This window comes from Desulforhopalus vacuolatus (assembly GCF_016918505.1).
GTDB classification, from domain to species: domain Bacteria; phylum Desulfobacterota; class Desulfobulbia; order Desulfobulbales; family Desulfocapsaceae; genus Desulforhopalus; species Desulforhopalus vacuolatus.
Genome location: NZ_JAFFPZ010000016.1, coordinates 33,065 through 52,886 on the forward strand (window position 1 = coordinate 33,065; position 19,822 = coordinate 52,886).

At 51.1% G+C, this 19,822-nt stretch carries 11 protein-coding genes and 2 pseudogenes; 5 read left to right on the plus strand and 8 right to left on the minus strand.

From position 1 onward, the window contains the following. Positions 1 to 17: 17 nt before the first annotated feature. The gene (locus tag JWG39_RS10785; RefSeq protein WP_205219403.1) at positions 18 to 956 is read left to right on the plus strand and encodes an ArsR/SmtB family transcription factor; all 939 of its coding nucleotides are present in this window, start codon (positions 18 to 20) and stop codon (positions 954 to 956) included. Then, positions 943 to 2,361, plus strand: coding sequence for an adenosylhomocysteinase (ahcY, locus tag JWG39_RS10790; protein ID WP_240192097.1), 1,419 nt, complete (start codon positions 943 to 945; stop codon positions 2,359 to 2,361). Before JWG39_RS10785 ends, ahcY begins: the two co-directional genes overlap by 14 nt. Before the next feature lie 62 nt (positions 2,362 to 2,423). On the opposite strand, the gene JWG39_RS10795 is transcribed toward ahcY, so the two are convergent. Together JWG39_RS10795 and hemC are read right to left on the minus strand one after the other, a co-directional pair. Further along, the gene (locus JWG39_RS10795) at positions 2,424 to 2,822 is read right to left on the minus strand and encodes an iron-sulfur cluster assembly scaffold protein (RefSeq protein WP_205219406.1); all 399 of its coding nucleotides are present in this window, start codon (positions 2,820 to 2,822) and stop codon (positions 2,424 to 2,426) included. Positions 2,823 to 3,528: 706 nt separating this feature from the next. Beyond that, positions 3,529 to 4,467, minus strand: coding sequence for a hydroxymethylbilane synthase (gene hemC / locus JWG39_RS10800; RefSeq protein ID WP_205219407.1), 939 nt, complete (start codon positions 4,465 to 4,467; stop codon positions 3,529 to 3,531). A 180-nt stretch (positions 4,468 to 4,647) separates the two neighbouring features. On the opposite strand from hemC, the gene JWG39_RS10805 reads away from it, so the two are divergent. Continuing rightward, positions 4,648 to 5,400 carry an endonuclease/exonuclease/phosphatase family protein gene (locus tag JWG39_RS10805; protein ID WP_205219408.1) on the plus strand — a complete coding sequence of 251 codons (753 nt, stop codon included), beginning with the start codon at positions 4,648 to 4,650 and terminating at the stop codon, positions 5,398 to 5,400. An 8-nt stretch (positions 5,401 to 5,408) separates the two neighbouring features. On the opposite strand, the gene JWG39_RS10810 is transcribed toward JWG39_RS10805, so the two are convergent. The 6 genes and pseudogenes from JWG39_RS10810 to JWG39_RS10835 form a co-directional block, all read right to left on the minus strand. Then, a complete protein-coding gene (locus JWG39_RS10810; protein ID WP_205219411.1) occupies positions 5,409 to 6,791 on the minus strand; it encodes a sensor histidine kinase in 1,383 nt (460 codons plus the stop codon). Beyond that, positions 6,772 to 7,446 (minus strand): winged helix-turn-helix domain-containing protein, encoded by a 675-nt coding sequence (locus JWG39_RS10815; RefSeq protein WP_205219412.1) that lies wholly within the window; start codon positions 7,444 to 7,446, stop codon positions 6,772 to 6,774. Before JWG39_RS10815 ends, JWG39_RS10810 begins: the two co-directional genes overlap by 20 nt. Beyond that, positions 7,443 to 8,279 (minus strand): peptidoglycan editing factor PgeF, encoded by an 837-nt coding sequence (pgeF, locus tag JWG39_RS10820; RefSeq protein ID WP_205219413.1) that lies wholly within the window; start codon positions 8,277 to 8,279, stop codon positions 7,443 to 7,445. The genes JWG39_RS10815 and pgeF overlap by 4 nt, the downstream gene beginning before the upstream one ends. Positions 8,280 to 8,632: 353 nt before the next feature. After that, a pseudogene (gene purL / locus JWG39_RS10825) lies at positions 8,633 to 12,436 on the minus strand (phosphoribosylformylglycinamidine synthase); the annotation flags it as partial. An 89-nt stretch (positions 12,437 to 12,525) separates the two neighbouring features. Next, positions 12,526 to 12,912, minus strand: coding sequence for a hypothetical protein (locus JWG39_RS10830; protein WP_205219415.1), 387 nt, complete (start codon positions 12,910 to 12,912; stop codon positions 12,526 to 12,528). 213 nt (positions 12,913 to 13,125) lie between these two features. Next, a complete protein-coding gene (locus JWG39_RS10835) occupies positions 13,126 to 14,991 on the minus strand; it encodes a hypothetical protein (protein WP_205219416.1) in 1,866 nt (621 codons plus the stop codon). A gap of 1,290 nt (positions 14,992 to 16,281) precedes the next feature. On the opposite strand from JWG39_RS10835, the gene JWG39_RS16555 reads away from it, so the two are divergent. Then, positions 16,282 to 18,879, plus strand: a complete 2,598-nt coding sequence (locus JWG39_RS16555; protein WP_338032207.1) for an ATP-binding protein — start codon at positions 16,282 to 16,284, stop codon at positions 18,877 to 18,879. A 319-nt stretch (positions 18,880 to 19,198) separates the two neighbouring features. Continuing rightward, a pseudogene (locus tag JWG39_RS17410) lies at positions 19,199 to 19,295 on the plus strand (prepilin-type N-terminal cleavage/methylation domain-containing protein); the annotation flags it as partial. Between the last annotated feature and the right edge of the window lie 527 nt (positions 19,296 to 19,822).

Sequence of the window (19,822 nt, forward strand, 5' to 3'; positions counted from 1 at the left end):
ATACATATAGACATTTTATGCAGATAAACACCTTCAGCAAGGCTCTCGCCGATCCTACCCGCGCCAGACTTCTCGCCATCCTGCTCAAGCACGAGTTGAGCGTGGGCGAAGTTGTGCGGGCAATCGGCATTTCCCAGCCGCGGGTATCACGTCATTTGAAAATCCTCCACGAAAGCGGCCTGCTCCGCTCGCGCCGGGAGGGACTGTGGAACTTCTACCGCATCGGCGATGAGGGTACAGCCGGCGAGTACGTCAAAGCAATTTCCTTTCTCCTGGAAAGTAAAGAGTTTGCCGCCGACCGGGAGGGTGTGCGCAAAGTGCTGGCTGAACGCAGCCGCGAGGTACGTACGTTCTTTGATGAAATTGCCGAAGATTGGGAACGCCTGCAGCGAGATATTTTCGGAGACTTTGACCTGAACCGCGAGGTACTCGCCAGTCTCTCCCACTGTACCTGCGGAGTCGACCTCGGCTGCGGCACCGGCGAACTGCTGGAGCGAATGGCCAGCTGCTGCGACAAGGTAATCGGAGTGGACAGTTCACCCGGCATGCTGCAACAGGCCAGAGGACGGCTCGGCGATCGTGCCAGTCTGCGCATTGGAGCACTTGAACATCTGCCACTGGCGAATGCGGAGGCGGATTTCGCCGCCATCTCCATGGTGTTGCACCACCTGTCCGACCCCGAAAAGGCGGTGGCCGAAGCAATTCGGGTACTGCGCCCGGGCGGTCGCCTCGTGGTCGCCGATTTTACCGCCCACAATAATGAGAGGATGCGGACGCTTTATGGCGACCGCCGCCTCGGTTTCACCAAAGAGCAGCTTGTCAGCTGGCTGCAGACTGCCGGAATGCAAATGGAAGGAATACATTCCTTTCCTGTTAATAAAGGTCTGACTGTACTGGTCAGCACAGCACGTAAGGGCAACATGCCCGCAAATGGAGGAAAAAATGCTTCAAGTTGATCCCATCCTTAACCACAAAATTGCCGACATGAACCTCGCAGAGTGGGGCTCCATGGAAATGCAGCTCTCTGAACGGGAAGTTCCCGGCCTGATGTCTTTGATCGAAAGATACCGCGATGAAAAACCCCTCAAGGGTTTGAAGATTACCGGCAGTCTCCACATGACCATCCAGACCGCCATGCTCATTCAAACCCTCTACGAACTCGGTGCCGACATCCGCTGGGCATCCTGCAATATCTTTTCCACCCAGGATCACGCCGCAGCCGCTATTGTGAAAAAAGGCTACGCCAAAGTTTTCGCATGGAAAGGAGAAAAACTTGATGAGTACTGGTGGTGCACCGAGCAGGCGCTGACCTGGCCTGATGGTTCCGGTCCCGACCTCATTGTTGATGACGGCGGCGACGCCACCCTGCTCATCCACCAGGGCGTCAAGGTGGAAAAAGACCCCTCTCTTCTCGACAAGAAATATGATGTGAAAGAATTTCAGATCATTATGGACCGCCTGAAAGAGTCAGTGCACAATAATCCGCAGAAATGGCAGAAGATTGCCAAAAAGGTTCGCGGCGTCTCCGAAGAGACCACCACCGGTGTCCATCGTCTCTACCAGATGGCCAGAGACGGTGAACTGCTCTTCCCGGCATATAACGTCAACGACTCGGTCACAAAATCCAAATTCGACAACCTCTACGGCTGCCGTGAATCCCTCGCAGACGGGATCAAACGTGCCACCGATATCATGCTCGCCGGAAAAGTTGTTGTGATTGTCGGCTACGGCGACGTCGGCAAGGGCTGTGCCCAGTCCATGCGCGGCTTCGGCGCCCGGGTAATCGTCACTGAGATTGACCCCATCTGCGCCCTGCAGGCGGCCATGGAAGGCTATGAAGTCACCACTTTTGAGAAAGCAGCTCCCCGGGGGGATGTTTTCGTCACCTGTACAGGCAACTACCACGTCATCCGCAGCGAGCACATGGAAGTCATGAAGGATGAGGCGATTATCTGTAATATCGGCCACTTCGACAGTGAAATTGAGATGACCTATCTCGAAGAAACATCCGGTGCGAAACGGGTGGAGATCAAACCGCAGGTAGACAAGTGGATACTCTCCTCCGGGAAATCACTGATCGTGCTCGCAGAAGGACGCCTCGTTAATCTCGGCTGTGCCACCGGCCACGCCAGCTTTGTCATGAGCAACAGCTTCACCAACCAGGTGCTGGCACAGCTCGACCTTGCCAAAAACAATTACGAACCGAAGGTTATGGTTCTGCCGAAAGATCTTGATGAAGAGGTGGCCCGACTGCATCTCGGCCGTCTCGGTGTTGAGCTGGATGTGCTCAGCAAGGCACAGGCGGATTATATCGGCGTGAAAATTGAAGGTCCGTATAAAGAAGATATGTATCGCTATTAAGACCGTCTGAATGTCTGTTTGCAGACAGAAATAAAAAGCCGTCCCGGAAACGGGACGGCTTTTTATTTTTCCTCATCCCCGAGGGCGTGGTAGAAACACCCCACGGTGAGCTCAGCACAGTGGAAGTGGGTCGCCGGCAGGGTTTCCAGAAGCTCTGCCACGGCATCCGGGGTAATTTTCCACGCCTCCTCCACACTCCGCCCTTCGGCAAGTTCCGCGAGAGCGTTGCAGCAGGCGTTGGTATTACGACACCCCCGCACCTCAAACTGCATCCGCGCAATTTCTTCTTTTTCGCCGTCCAGTTTAAGGTAAATCTTCACCGAATCGCCACAGTCACCGGTCTGATCGGCAACGCAGTCGGCATCCCCCATCACCCCGTGGCGTTCATAGTCATAAGCCGCCGCCAGAAAGACGCGGGAGTGATCGTTCCAAAAGTTGAACTCTTTACTCTTTTCCATCATCACTGCTCCTCCAATTCCACCGGCCCCCGCAGAGGTCAACTTTTTACCAGAATCGTGAAAAATATTGAGAAATTCGCCCCTTCGTACCACAATGAGAGCACACTTTCTACGAGACGTAACACCATTTACATTTTATATTGACCAGAGAACGTAACTGCGTAGACATCTTTTTTAGCGATTACAAATGAGTAATAATTCGTGTTTATCCGTGTCCATTCGTGATTCCTTTTGCAGTTTGTAACCACGAATGGACACGAATTTTCACGAACAGGGATAACGCATTAAACGAAAACGTTTGTATCCGAAGTTAAGCCGTACAGTGCACCAGAATTATGAATCAACTTTGGGAGTCATCCGAAAGTCGGGGTTGAGCGTTTTACGCTCTCATATTCCGTGTTTTCCGTGGTTTACAAGGACATTCTCTTATGGTTTTTTCAGTAATAATTCGTGTTTATTCGTGCCCATTCGTGGTTCCTTTTGTCGTTTGTAACCACGAATGGATAAACAGGATACAAAACGGGGCATAACTTAATAGGAATGATATTAAATGTTTTTGCCTTCCTTCGTGTTCCTTCGCGGTGAAAAAAGCCTTACCGTCTTTTGCTTTTCCCTGTCTCCTGTCTCCCTTCTCCTGTCCCTCAAAAGCCGTCTGACCATGACGGTCAGGCGGCTCAATATTTCACCAGCATAACCGGCGGACTGATACTCAGCCCTGCTCGGCCTTGATCTCTGCAAGCATTCTTTTTCCACCGGAGGTCAGCACCTGCTCGCCAAGGCGGGTTCCCAGTGCTGCCGCCTCCGCAAGTTTTGCACCACTCAACGCAATCGTCTCCTCCCGGTGAATCATCTCTGCGCCGTCGAGGCTCGACAGCCCCACCCGCAGCAGCAGTTTCCCGTCGTTCAGTGTGGCATAGCCGAAGGCGGGGATGGAACAGCCACCCTCCAGCTTCTTGAGAAAAGCACGCTCCGCCACCAGACAGACCTCGCTCTCCTCATTATTTACTGCCGCACGTACTGCCGCACGCTTCTCCGCGTCCAGCCCCACCGCTGATTCCACGGCAATGCAGCCCTGCCCCACCGGCGGGATGAACTCAGCGGGATCAAACTGGTGCACAATCATTGACTCATAGCCCATACGCAGTACCCCTGCGTAGGCAAGAATCAGCGCATCACAGTCTCCGGCGTCCATCTTGGCTATACGGGTCTGCAGGTTGCCACGCATATCCACCAGTTTGACATTGGGAAAATGGTGTCGCAGAAAAGCCCGGCGGCGTACTGAAGAGGTGCCGATTACCAGTGGTTTTGTGGCGTCGTTGAGATCAACCTCTCCTCGGGAAAGGAGTACATCGGACACCCTTTCGCGCTCGGTGAAGGCAATCAATTCAAAACTCTCCGACAACACCGACTGCAGGTCCTTGGCGGAGTGAACAGCAATATCCGCCTCCCCGGAGGCGAGCTGCTGTTCAAGCTCCTCGGTGAAGACTCCCTTACTGCCGATTTTGGCAATGGAGGTATTGAGCACCTTGTCGCCAAGGGTCTCCATGGAAAGAATCTCACTCTCAAGTCCAGCCTTCTTCAACATCGCGGCAACGCTCTCCGTCTGCCACATGGCAAGTTTGCTTTTACGAGTACTGATGGTTATCATAGAAAAGTATTTCCGTGGTTAATTTTGGGATGCTACGGGCGGGTGGATCCCGTCGCAGACAACAAGCTCAAGACACTCTACGGAGGTTCAATTTATCACAAAGATGCCCTGAAGAACAGCGGATTTACAGGAAGCCGCCCAATTCGGGGCGTGTAACTCCCTCTTCTAAAAGGTTAGAGAATGAGACTCCTGCTCTACAACATCCGTTACGGCACCGGACACGGCAGCAGGTACCATCTTCCCCTTCCCTTCGCCGGCTTCTTCAAACATACTGACAACAACGTCGAGAAAATCATTAAATTCACCCAGAACATTAACCCGGATATTGCCGCGCTGGTGGAGGTGGATACCGGCTCCTACCGCTCCCGCTACAGTTGCCAGGCGGAAACCATTGCCGATCGACTCGGTTACTACTACATTGCCGAAAACAAATACGACAACAAATCCCTCATTCAGCATGTGCCGGTTATGAACCTGCAGGCCAATGCCCTGCTCAGCCGCACTCCGCTCTCCAACGTACAGTATCACTATTTCGAGCAGGGAAGCAAGCGGCTGGTCATTCAGGTGGATGTTGAGGATGTGAGCATCTTCATCGTCCACCTCAGTCTCAAGTTCAACCACCGTCAGTTTCAGCTTGAGCAGCTGCGGCAGCTGATGGAGAAGAGTCAGAAAGAGATCATCATCGCTGGCGACTTCAATACCTTCCAGGGGAATCGCGAACTGGATCTTTTCCTCGCCGCCTCCGGCCTGCGAAGTGCCAACAGCAAAAACCTCTCCTCCTGGCCCAGCCACTCTCCCCATCGCCAGCTCGACTTCATCCTGTACAGTGCAGGGCTGCACATTGACAACTTCTTCATCCCTGATATAACCCTCTCCGACCACGCGCCGCTGGTCTGCGACTTCTCCTGCGTCATGGAAATAAACCATCCCTGAGCCCTGCTTCAGCCAGGCAGCATCACCTCAAAGACCGCCCCCTTCTTCAACTCACTCTGCACGGTGATATTGCCACCGTGGGCCTCCACCACCGCCTTTACATAGCTCAAGCCCAGTCCCAGTCCCTTCTCGGTGCGACTGCGGTCGCCGCGATAGAGTCGCTCAAAGATACGCCCCTGCTCACTCTCAGAGATCCCCATGCCGTCATCAATAAAACGCACCCGCACACCGTTTTCCACCCATCCCTCAATGCGTACGGAGCCTCCGCGACAGCCGTACTTTAAGGCATTGTCAAGCAGATTGGCCCACACCTGCACCATCCTTGTCTCATCCACCACCGCCGGCAGTGCCTCCGGTGCCACAAGCTTCAGGGTAATTTCCTTTTCCTCCGCCACATACTCGTAGAGGATCAGTGCCCGGGAAAGGCTGTCACGCAAATCAACCTGCTGCTTCTCAAGGCGCATGGTGCCGGACTCCGCCTCCGCCACGCTCATCATCACCCGCAGCATCGCCTGTACCTGCTCGGCCTCCTCAAGGCAGTCCGACAACGCCGCCCGCAGCCGCTCCGGATCCTCCTCCTGAAGGCCATATTCAGCCACCGAGCGCAGACGGGTCATGGGGGTACGCAGATCATGGGCGACGTTGTCGAGGGACTGCTGCATCTCCATCACCAGCTGACGATTGCGACGCAGCAACCCGTTTATTTCACAGTAGAGCTGATCAAATTCCGGACCGTTCCCCTTTTCAGGAAGGCAGCCCGGATCACTGCCCGCAGCCAGTTCCGCCACTCTCCTCCGGGTCGCCAGCAGCGCGGAGATTGACACCTTCACGAGATAGAGACTGAGGAACCACAGCAACACCGCCGAGAAAACCAGCACCAGCAGGGTGTTGCCGCAGATATTGTGGTAAAGGTGGAGACTCTTCACCGCCACCCTGCCCGCCTGGACCTGCACACCGTCGGTGAACCGGCGGGTGACAATTGTCATAACCGGCAGGGAACCGACTTTAAGCCACACCCCGCTGCTCGACTCAGGAAGCGGGGCAAGTTCGTTGAATCCGAGATCAACACTGCCGTCAACCAGCAGCATCTGCTCCCGCCCCCTGACAATACGCACAAAGGTGAGTCCCTGGCCAGGTCCGGGAAGGCTTTGCAGGCCGGCGGAGACATTTGAACCAGTCATCCGTTCCACGCCAATGCTTTTGAGCGCCCTGCCAAGTAGATTTTCTGTCTCACTTTTTTCGATGGTCTGAAGGTGAAAACGAAGGGAGAAGAGGCAGATCAGCACCATAACCACCGCGCCACCTTCGAGGAGGAGGAAGAGCGGCAGTGCCTTTTTTGCCCGAGCGAGGGTGAAATCACCCCGGCCAAACCTATTTTTCTTTGAGAACATAACCGGCACCCCGCACGGTATGAATCATCTTCGGCTCATACTCTTTGTCGATACGGTTGCGCAGGCGGCAGACAAGAACGTCCACCACGTTGGTCTGCGGGTCAAAGGAGTAGTCATACACCCGTTCAAGGATTGAGGTCTTGGAGATGACGATACCGGGATTACGCATGAGATGCTCCAGCAGGGCATATTCCCGCGTCGGCAACTCCACCTTCTCGCCGTTGCGGAATACCTCGTGCCTGAGCAAATCCATTTCGACAGCACCGACGGCAAGCTGCATCGGCGTCGCGCTTTTGTGTACCCGGCGGATAAGAGTCTGCACCCGCACCAGCAGTTCAGAAAAAGAGAAGGGCTTGACCATGTAATCATCACCGCCCTGCTGCAGGCCACGGATACGGTCATCAACACTCTGTTTCGCTGAGAGAATGATCACCGGAGAATCAACGTGGTGCTCCCGCATCTGCGAGATAACCGAAAGGCCGTCGAGACCGGGAAGCATCAAGTCGATCACCGCAGCATCGTAATTCACCGAAAGGGCATGCTCCAGGCCACTCTCGCCATCGTGACAAACGTCTACCGAAAATCCCGCCTCTTTCATCCCGCGTTCAATGAACGCAGCAATCTTGACGTCATCCTCAATGAGAAGCAGCTTCATTTCTCGTCTCCGTCCAGAAAAATCACGCTGCAGTTGCGGCCGGTGGTTTTGCCTCCTTCCCGCACCGTCCGCCGCCAGGAAAAGTAGTTTTCATCGCAGGAGGTACAGATATTCAGGGAACGGATATTCTCTTTTTGCAGACCGGCTTTGGTGAGCTGCATGGTAGAGATGGCAGGGAAATCAAAGAAGTTTTTCCCAGAGCGAAAGGGGAGAAAACTCTCCGGCAGTTCCTCGTGATAGTGAACAAACTCGGCACAACAGGCACCGAGGGCCGGGGAGATAACGGCATGGATATCGTCCGGATTACTGTCGAAATCCTGCACCATGCGGGAAACAACAGCTGGCAGGATACCACGCACACTGCCACGCCAGCCACAGTGTGCAGCAGCGATAACCGAATGGACCGGATCATGCAGCAGCACCGCCTGGCAGTCGGCGGTCTGGATGGCGAGACCAACGTGCGTCAGTGCGGTAATCATACCGTCACAACCGTCACCAGGATCAATATCCCCGTAGAGACTTCCGCCCTGCAGATTACCTATGGTAAGAAGAGTGGTGCCGTGAGTCTGGTGAACAAAGAGCAGAGTGTTCAGGTTGAGGGCCTGGCTGATACGGTGACGGTTCTCCACCACCTTCGGATACTGGTCATCCACCTGAAGCCCGACGTTGAGCGAGTCGTAGATGCCCTCGCTGCAGCCGCCGTGTCTGTTGGTGCAGACCCAGACAGCCCTGTTTTTTTTGACGCGTTCTCCCGCATCGTCGACTTCTTTGTCGACGGAGGGAAAGACACCACCCTGCCATCTGTGTTCGTTATCGTGTTCTGTCAGGTTCAAAGATTTCTCCTTCATCTGAGGTTGATCTTATACCATTCCTATTAAGTTATACCCCGTTTTGTCTCCTGTTTATCCATTCATGGTTACAAACGACAAAAGGAACCACGAATGGACACGAATAAACACGAATTATTACTGAAAAAACCATAAGAGAATGCCCTTGTAGTTGAATTCGGTCTGTTATTTGCTTTGAGGTAATTGATACATGAGAGCGTAAAACGCTCAACCCCGACTTTCAAATCGACATCCTCCGGCCGCAGCTCCCCGAGGGAAAAGCGCGGCGGAGGCAGGGTGCCGACAATCAACAGTCTCGTCCCCGGCGGAATAAAAGGGCTGACAGGGGTGGAAACAGATCACCGAACGTCATCACACCATTTGCGGGCATTCTGGAACATCCGCAGCCACGGGCTGACCTCCAGCTCCTTCATCTCTTCGGGGAGATAGTGACACTGCCAGGGGAGGAAACAACGTTCCGGGTGAGGCATCAGCGCGAGGTGACGGCCATCCGCCGAACAGAGTCCAGCCAGCCCTTCCACTGAACCGTTGGGATTAAAGGGATAGGCCTCAGTAGCCACGCCACTGTCATCCACAAAGACCATCGGCGTCTGTCCGCCTGTCTTTACCATATCGAGAATAGTGGTATCAGGGAAATGAAGCAGCCCCTCACCGTGATCCACATGGATACCGAAGGTGAGTCCCTCCATGCCCTGCAGCATCATCGCCCTGGAGTTCTGCACCTTCACCGTCGCCCAGCGGGACTCGAAACGACCGGAAAGGTTGTGGATAAAGCGCGGCTGACGCTCCGCCGGAAGCCCCGCCTGCGGTACCCAGCCGAGCAGACCGAAAAGCTGGCAGCCGTTGCAGATGCCGAGGGTAAAGGTGTCCGACCGCTCATAGAAAGCGGTGAACATCTCCCGCATGGTATCGTTGAACAGAATAGTTGCCGCCCAGCCTTTGGCTGATTCCGGCACATCGGCGTAGGAAAAACCACCAACAGCGGCAAGACCTCGGAACTGCGACAGATCAATGGCACCGGAGAGCAGGTCGTTCATGCAGATATCCCACGCCTCAAATCCCGCGAGGGTAAAGGCTGCAGCCATTTCACGCTCAGAATTCGATCCTTCATCGCGCAGAATGGCCACCTTCGGTTTTTCCGCTGTCTGCAGCAGGGCGGGATCACTGACATCCGGGGTATACGGCAGGTGATACTGCGGCCCTCTGCGGTCGCGAATGTTATGCCGCTCTTCATCAGCATATTCAGCATTCATCTGCAACCGCTCCAGCTGCCAGCTGGTCTCTTCCCACATCTCCCTCAATTCCGGCATGGCGCGGTCAAGGACGACTTCGCCGTTACAGCGTACGACGATCTGCTGCTCCGCTTTCGTGTCACCAATTTTTAACAGCGGCACACCGGCTTCGCGGAAGATCTTCTCTACCGCGAGGCAATTCTCTTCACGACATTCCAGCACCAGACCAAGCTCCTCGCCAAAGAGTGCGGAAAGAGATGACCCTTCATGGGCAAGCTCAACCTCCAGCCCGCAGTTACCGGCAAAAGCCATCTCCAGAAGAGTGGTAATCAGGCCGCCGTCGCTGCGATCATGACCGGCAGACAGCAGTTCCTCTTTGATGCAGCTCTGCACGGCAAGGAAAGCATTTTTCAACAGAGAACCCTTCTCCACATCCGGACTCTCATCTCCCACCTGTCCGTAAACCTGGGCCAGCGCGGAACCACCGAGACGATTTTTACCCTCACCGAGATCGACAAACAACAGCGCAGAACCGAGCTGTTTGATATCCGGAGTTACTTTGCAGCGGACATCGGGCATCGCCGCATAGTTGGAGATGACCAGTTCACGCGGCGATTTCACCATCTCATTTTCCACCATGGTGGCCATGGAGAGGCTGTCCTTGCCACCGTCCACTGCAACGCCGACCTCCTTCATCAGCGTACTCATTGCCTCACAGGCGTCGTAAAGCGCAGCACCCTCGCCAGGGAGTTTCGGGGCCCACATCCAGTTGGCCGAGCATTTGATCTGTTCCATATCAGCAATGCGTGCCCAGACAAGATTGGTCAAACTCTCTCCCACCGCCATACGTGCCCCGGCAGCCGGATTGACCAGCATTTTAATCGACTGCTCACCAATGGAACTGGCAATGCCGCTGAGGCTGAAATGACTCTGTGCCAACACCTGGGTATTCCCGACGGTGAGCTGCAGCGGCCCGCAGCATTGCTGCTGGGCAACCAGACCAGTAACAGCACGATCCACCTTATTGGTCAGGAAGCGCTTGGAGCCCACGGAGACGAGGCGCAATACCCGCCCGAGAGCCTCATCCACACTCACCTGCGGGAGCTGCAGCGGTGTGGCGGCGAGACTGCGCCGGTTGTCGCTGAAGGTTTTCTGCGGCATTTCACCGAGCAGCGCGGGGATATCAATATCCACCGGCGTAGTATTGTCATTTGCATCATGGACAAGAAAACGCAGATCGCCGGTGACCTCCCCGAGGATCTCACACCCAACCTTCTCACGAATGCAGATCGCCTCAAACTGTTGTACCTTTTCCGGTCGAATGAGAAAACCTGTGCGCTCCTGATATTCAGCGACATAGATCTCCAGCACTGACATGGTAGGATCTCCTACATGAATATTACGAATCTCCACCCGGCCGCCGCTGTGCTCCACCAGCTCTTTGAGCACGTTGGCGGGGCCCCCCGCACCCTGATCGTGGATCACATCAACGATATTATGTGCGCCCATTTCAATACAGGCACGCACCACGCGGCTCATCTTTTGTTCCATCTCGGCGTCACCGCGCTGCACGGCGTTGAAATCGAGACTGGATTCATTCTCCCCCTGCATCATTGAAGAGGCCGCGCCGCCACCGAAGCCGACGCGATAGGCGGGACCGCCCACCTGGATAATGATCATTCCCTTCTCTTCTGCAGCCTTCTTAATGTGGCGTTCGTCAATTTGTCCGATGCCGCTGGTAAACATAATCGGTTTGAGAAAAGCCCAGCGTTCGTCGCCCACCCGCATATCAAAGCTGCGGGTAAATCCGCCGATGAGCGGTTCGCCGAATTTATTCCCGTAGTCGGAGGCACCGTTAGAGGCGGAAATCTCAATTTCCAGCGCCCCCGCAAGGGTGTCGGGACAGGGGTAGTCCTGTTCCCAGGCCATTTTATAGCCGGGGATGTGCAGACTCCCAACACAGTACCCGGCGGTTCCAGCCATGACAAAGGCACCTTGTCCGGTGCCAAGGACGTCACGAATACGGCCGCCGGAGCCGGTCTCCGCTCCTGGAAAAGGAGCAACGCCGGTAGGAAAGTTGTGCGTCTCGGCGGTAAGGAGCGGATCCATTTCGACAGTTTCCAGCTGAAAGGCCGAGGGATGACCGGGCCGTCCAGGGCGCAGCACCTCCACCTCACAGCCGGCGATGGCCGAAGAGTTGTCTTTAAAGGCGATACGGCTTCCTTTGGGGCTGGCGACAAGGGTCTCCTTGACCAGGTCAAAAAGCGTGGCTGATTTCTCTTCCCCGTCAATCACCTGCCTGCCGCGGAAAAAACCGTGGCGGGAATGCTCGGAATTGGCGTTGTTGAGGTCCATGAGCTCCACGATAGTGGGATTGCGGTCATTCTTTTTTACAAAGTAATCGTAATAGAGGTTGCGATCCCACTCGTCCATGGAGATTCCGGGAAGCGCATCAAAGGCGGCGAGTCCCTCTTCCTTGAGAGGCACCTCGTAAACAGCCTCCGGTTTCACGCCAGTCTCAAAGGTGGTCAGCGGCTGAGGATAGAGACACTCGGTCATGCGGTCGTGACTGCGGGCGACAAAAGGCTCGACATCTTCCCCTTGAGGTACCACGAGGCGGCGCGAACGCTCCACCCGGATAATACTCTTCAGCCCCGCCGCATGGCAGATGGAGACCATATTCGAGGACCAGGCGGTGGCGAAGTTCATCCGCGGTCCGACTTCCACCACCCGCTCACCGGTGAGCACCGGCTGCAGCTGTACCGTTTCGGCAAGCAGACCATCGGCAAGGATCAGACGCAGGGCATGCCCCTCCTCCTTCTTCAGCGGGCGACTGCTCGCAACGTTAAAACACCAGGCCTTGCTATCGTTGACTTTACGGTAAAGCTGGAACAGGGTAGACATAAAAGTCTCCTTCTTGAATAATTATGATGTTAAAAGGATAAAAAATATTAATTATTACTTTTTTTTGTAATCGGAAACAGATCAGCATTTTTTTCTTATGGGTAGAGCATTTTATCCACAATCGGCCCGATCTTCTTCCAGTTGACGCAGGGACGTTTAAAACCCAGCGGCTGGATAAGCGGACAGCCGGCAGCGGAGTCATCCACATAGACATCGGCGTACGCCTTGGGACTGGAGGTCCATTCGGCCTGTCCGGGATTCTCGTTGATCCCGCTGAGAACAACACCATTCTCTTCAAGGTACTGCACCGCATTACTGAGCAGGGAAGCCTCCTCACTGTCAGAACGCATCGTCCACAGGATAAGAAGGGCACCACGATCCTGCAGCCGGAGCAGCCAGTCAATTGCCTTCGGTACAGGCTTGCCAATTTCGGGATATTCGTGATCCACGATTGTTCCGTCAAAATCTATACAGACATACATACACTTCTCTCCTTACTGGAATTTTCCCTAAAGAATACGGAAACCATCCCCGACGCAAACATCAGGGTATCTTGAATAATCGCCCATCTTCTTTATTACAGTAAAAAAATGATCTTCGGAGGTAAACGCCAGACTCCGATATCAATCATAGCTGTAATAAATGTCCTCCTGTGCCTCGAATATGAACGAATGCAGGCTGTTTCAAGGTATTCATCAGTTAAAGGGCAGTACCACTTTGTCCAGCCCGGCCAGTGCCACAAAGATAAAGCTGTAGAGCGAGGTGATAAAGAGCAGGCCGGAAAGACTCACCGTGACAATATTGCTGAGGGACGCACGCAGGCGGTAAAGAACCACCGAAAAAATTCCCAGCATGGGCAGAAAATAGCGGCCCTGGGCCTGGAAGTCAGCAGTCCAGGATCGGTAAAAAGCCATGGCGATGAGAATTATGCAGCATGTTGTTGCCAGTGCCGCAAGACTGATCCCCTTGAAACCACCACTGAGGCAGATTGAAACCACAATTGTTCCCCCCAGTGCCAGCATCAGCGCACGCACCAGGTCGTAGTAGTTAAAAGAACCCGGTACCGAGGTAAAGCCATATTCCCCGACAGAAGTACGGAAAGAAAGCTCCCCCCAGCACATCTCAATAAGTGTGCTGAAAGGCACTCCCCGATCCTTCATTTGCAGACGACAGAATTTTTTATCCAGCGGAGTAGAAGGTTTAAAGGCAGGTTCAGCGTACTGCTCACGGGCGGCCAGCATCTTCTCACTTTTATGAAAATCATTGTTCCAGGCATCAAAGAACTTCGCTCCGCCGAAAATGGCAAGAGCGAAAACAGCCACGGTGACAATGCGCAGGACCATATCCCGCCTGAGCGGTATTTCTCCCAAAAAGAAACGCCAGCAGATAAAGAGCCCAACGAAAAGCAGGAAGACGAAGAAGTTGAGCTTACAGAGCAGCAGCATGCCGAGCAACAGCCCCAGGCCGAACAGACGCAGCAGAGAAAAGGGAATCTTCTCCCCTGCGAGGAGACGGTTCAACGCCGAGTGCTCCTCCACCAGCTGCGCGGCTGCAATCATGGTAAGAAAAAGGGCAAAGGCTTCAGAGTTCCAGTAACTGAAGATATACCAGATCTGCGGTGAAAGCAGCAGCGGCAGAAGAACAATACGATAGACCTGTCGGACGACGGCAAGGCTGAGCAGGATCAGCAGCAACACAGCGTTGAAAAACCGGAAAGCCATATAGTCAGGCAGATCCAGCGGTGCCAGAAGACGGGCAAACTTGCCAGCAAAGAGGTAGGCGATCTCACCGTTATAGAGGCGGGAAACCCCGTAGCAACTGTAGGTGTCTTCCACTCGCAGATCGCCCACCGGGGGAGGCAATGTATATTTTGTATAGTATTTTGCCGCCGCTGCATGCACTGCCTCATCGGGGTGAACGTTAAACCTGCTCACACCGGCCATTACACAGACAAGAGTAAGCACCACCAGCAGACCTCCGGGAACGAAGAGCCAGCGCGGCAGGAGCTTCTGCGCGAAGAGAACCAGCAGGAAGGAAAGCAGCAGCAGAACGGCAATGCGGGCGACAACCCAGGGAAAGTTCTCTACCGGAGACAGCTGTGGGATTGTCCAGGTGAGGGCAGGATCGTTGCCAGTACTGGTGATGGAGAACCCTCCCCCCCCGTCCAGCGTTATCTCTCCGATATCCCTTTCCTGCACCAGCCGCTTCATCTGCTCCGGCGAGGTGAGGACGAGCGGGGCAAAACCATCCTGGTGGAGAACCAGAGAAATGACCCTGATCACCCCTTTCCTCGCCAGCGGATCAAGACGCAGCTCACTGATATGCCGCAGGTCAGCAAGGCGAAACTCAAACTCAGATTTTCCGCGCCCGAGGGAGACAATTTTCACCCGATACTCAGACCAGCCTTCGTCGGCGTTGCGGTAGTAGATTTTGAAATGAGACCGCTGGTTCGTATCAACATGCAGAAGAACCTCAGCTCTGTCGGCGAAGAGAAACTGCCAGAGACCAATCAGCAGCAGCGCCACAAACCCCACCCTGCTCCAGAAACGCAATTCACCCATGTTATCACCTTGAAAAGGTTGTTTCTTCTACCGGCATTGCCCGCCGACGGCACCGAAAGTACTACCATATCGCTGCACTTCCGTCAATTCTGCCCATTTTCCTGTGGATGGGTAACAGCACTTCAGCCAACCTGCCTGAGACCTGCTGTCGATGATTATGTTCAAAACCTGGTCATGGATTCAGAGCGAGTTGAAACGGTGTGACATTCATCTCACCGTGAGCTGCATGGGACCTTGAAAAACTGATTATACCATTTCCACTTTGTATTGGCGAATTCAAAGAGATCTCGGGAAAGTCAATGTAGAAACGGATTCCAGCCGCGTTATTTCGTCAGCAAAAAATATAAATGGTATAAGGGTACCTTGAAACAGCCTGTATTCGTTCATATTTAAGGAACAGGAGAAAGGAGACAGGAGACAGGAGACGGGAGACAGGAGACAGGGAAAAGCAAAAGACGGAACAGCGAAAAACTTTTTGCCAAAGGAAAGCTCTAAACATGCGAATAAAGGCAAAAAAACTTTAAAAAAGATTTTAAAATTAAACAGAGAATTGCTGTTGTTCTATCTTTACTTGCATTCTCTGGTTAATACAAAATGTAAATGGTATTATATTCCCCTTCAAAAGAGTCACGATGAATTTCACGTTAAATTGGACTCTTAGAACGATTTATCACATCAGCAGGATCAATCTGAAAACTTCCTGTTTGAAGAAAGGGCATGATCTGGTACTTTTCTCAAAAAGTACATTGCTGACAGTGTGCTGACAGTGATTGTCTGTATATGTATGCATGGTAACTTCCGGTCAGGTTATGGTGACGTAACCATATTGGCAGCGCACTCTTTTTTTTATCACTGTGTCGCACGTATTGTACTCATCCAGTGCTCCTCCTCGACCTGCCGGAATATATGAATATTTAATTATTTTTCCAAATACCTCTGCATTGCTGATAATTTTAGAAATGAACATCACATATAATACATATTAAAAATGTAATTAAGGTTTTACACATGAGATTCTCTTCAAAGCTGTCCCTGACTATTTTTTTCACAGGTTTACTCCTCGTTCTTGTCATTTCATATATCGATTACAGATACGATAAAGAATCTGAAATTACATTCAATATCTATTACACGTCAATATTAACAGATACGATATCTGAAAATATTGAACAGTTATTGATAGAAAAAACGAAAACAGCATTGATACTGGCAAATACGCCACTGATAAAAAAATCATTGGAAGAAAGTAATCTTTTTTACTCAGAGATAAAAGAATCAAAAAGAAAAGATGTGATCAAAGCACTCGATATGAAATGGAAAAATTCGAGTACGGTTAAAGATCCTTTTATTCTCCAATATACTGACAACCACGTTTCCAACTATTTTAAAGAACAACAGGAAATCCTCCCGGATGAATATGGTGAAATTTTCCTGACCAATAAATTCGGGGCTCTTGTCGCCTCTACCACCAGACTCTCCACATTTGCCCACGCACATAAATATTGGTGGCAGGGTGCATACAACAACGGATTGGGAAGTGTCTTCTTTGACGATCGTGGTTATGATGACAGTGTAGATGGATATGTCCTGGGAATTGTTGTCCCCATCAGAAATGCACAGGGAATAGCCGGGATTTTAAAATGTAATGTCAATATTATGGGTGCTATAGATAAATTTATATCACCTTTGCAAAACAACGTATTTGGGAAGTTCAAACTGGTCCGTTCTGGAGGGTTAATCGTTTTCGAAAAAGACGCCAGGCCGTTAAGCACCAAGGTGAGTGATGCCGTCCTCGAAAAGCTGAAAAAGCACGATAACGGCTCAGCAATTGTCACCATCGCCGGGGAAAAATGGATAGTCGGATTTTCGGAAATTAAACTGACCACAACCAGGCCAGGCTACCAATTTGGTGGAAGTGCTCAATCTATTGATCACAAACAGGGCAACACGGGTGAGTCCTGGTATGTACTGAATTTTCGAGACATGAAAACTCTTTTACTTCCAACAATTACGTCCATAAAAAAGATGGCGGTAACCATCATTTTTATACTTTTTATTCTTGCAATTATTGCGTTCATACTTGGACACCGATTTTTCAGTCCTGCGTCCCTCTTAATACAAAGATTTGGAAAGGTTGCAAAAGGGGATTTTAAGGCCAAAATAAATCTTCATAAAAAAGATGAATTTGGTATTCTTGCTCAAAGCTTCAACGATATGACTAAAAAACTTGAGCATACGACAACATCCATCACAGCACTTGAGAATGAAATTCTATTCAGAAAAAAAACCGAGACTGAAAATAAGGATTTGATACAAAAACTTTTGCTCCGTGAAAAACGTCTCAAGAAGCAGGAAAACGAACTGCAAGCGTACAAAAACATGGTTTCCTTTTCCAATGACATTATGTTTCTGATCGATACAAATTATAAATATCAGATAGTTAACGGAAAGTACGCGACGTACAGGAAGCAACCTGTGGAATATTTCATAGGAATTGATATCTCCGACAAAGAAACCAGAAATCACATTGGGACCGAAAGAAAGGATATCGACAGATGTTTGCAGGGTGAAATATTCAGGGTTCAAAAATGGATAGAATATCCTGAACAGGGTAACAGATATATGGATATATCCTATTCGCCGTACAGGGATCAGGAAACCATAAAAGGCGTAATCGTAGAATGCAGAGATATCACCGATATTATACAAGGAAGGGAAGAGAGAGAGGAATTACGCAAGCAACTTTTTCAATCACAAAAAATGGAATCCATTGGTACACTTGCTGGAGGTATTGCCCATGATTTCAATAACATTCTTTCCTCTGTATTGGGATATAGCGAATTGGCGTTGCTGGATGTCGAGCCGGGTTCAACCCTGGAAGAAAGATTAAAGACGATCTATGCTGGCGGAATTCGAGCCAGAGATCTGGTCAAACAGATTCTACTTTTTGCCCGTCAGTCCGACGATAAATTGCGGCCCGTCCACGTAGCGAATCTGGCAAGAGAAGTGTTCAAACTGATACGCTCTTCGGTTCCTGCAACAATCGACATAAAATTGAATAGTACCACTGATTCCATAATCATGGGCAACCCAACCCGGATACACCAGGTCCTTATGAATCTGCTCACCAATGCTTCTCAGGCTATGGAAGAGGATGGCGGTATTATGGAGTTGACTCTGTGCGACGTTCGGATCGAAAGCGATGAAGCAGCTCCAACCATGGGCATGAAACCCGGAGACTATATCCGGATCACGGTATCAGATACGGGTCAGGGCATGCCGCCGGAAATCATGAGCTCCATCTTTGAGCCCTATTTTACCACAAAAAAAGGGGGATCCGGAACGGGCCTTGGTCTGGCCCTTACCCACGGCATTGTCGAAAACCATGGCGGGACGATTCAGGTCCAAAGTACGCCAGGACAAGGAACCATCTTCACCCTGTTCCTGCCGATAATAGAAGAGCAGAGCACGACGGAGTCTCATCAAATGGCATCTCATCCCGCACCTCTGAAGAGGAGCACGGAACGAATTCTTGTTGTGGATGACGAACCTTCCATTACAGGTATGATTCACGATTTTCTGGAAAAGCTCGGATACACCGTCACTGTCAAAAACTCCAGCCTTGAGGCTTTAGATCTGTTCACCACAAACCCACAGGCCTTTGATCTGGTTATATCTGATATGACCATGCCCGATATGACCGGGGATAAACTCAGCATTCAACTCCTTGAAATCCGGGCGGATATCCCCATCATCCTGTGCACCGGATACAGCAGTAAAACGCTTGGGCGAACGGCTTCTGAAATCGGAGTCAGGGCATTGCTGGATAAACCGATTGTAAACGCCAGTCTGGCTGCAATAATGAGAAATATTCTGGATAAAATATAATATTGAGAGCCTGGAGAAAACTGGAAGAAGAAAAGGCGGGAAAGCATTTTTTCACCGCGAAGAACACGAAGGAACGCGAAGAAAAGTAAAAAAGATTTGAGAATAAGGATTTTTTAAATTAAAATCTGGAAGAAGAGAAAAAGGCAGGAAAATTCTTCATCTCTCATGGGAGATTGAAGAACCTTGTATTTCGTTCATACTCGAGGAACAGGAGGGAATTTATCGCAGGAATAAAATTGGGCTTTGGAATCTGCCATTTATATTGATCACTATGGGATCTGTGTCCTGCCTGCGGATAATTAAATATTTCTGAGGGGATATGATGAAAAGAGGATTTACACTCATTGAACTGGTAATTGTAATAGCAATAATCGGGATATTAGCAGCAATCGCGATACCACTATATACTGGGTACATAAGTAGAACGAAAATTGTAGCCTGCAATGAAAGTATAAACAGGATAAAAAAAGAATACGATAGCGATAATGCCCTCAATAAGAAGGAGAAACTAACAGGCGATTATCTTTTAAGTGATTTTACAGCTGAGCTAACAGGTACATATAATTATACTGAAGTTTCTGACAATACGTATCAAGGCCCTCAGAGTAATAGTGCGTATGTTTCAGTTTCATTGAGTACTGATGATACTAATCTGGAAACAGAATGTTTTACTGATGGAGTGGCAACGGCAAGTACTGTTTATGCAAGTACAACAGCTGCTCTTGAGGGTTTTAGCGCAGCCTTAGAGGCTCTGCAAGCTATGCAAGAAGGTTATAAAGGCGGCACAGAGTTGATAGAAGGGTATGAAAAAAATGAAGGAGAGTTACAGACAGTAGATAATTCCTTAATCGAAGCAGTTAACGACTTAATTGGAGAGGCGTATACTCTTCCAGACACTTTATATTGGAAAGCTAATACTACTTGGACTCTTCAAAATAAAGAG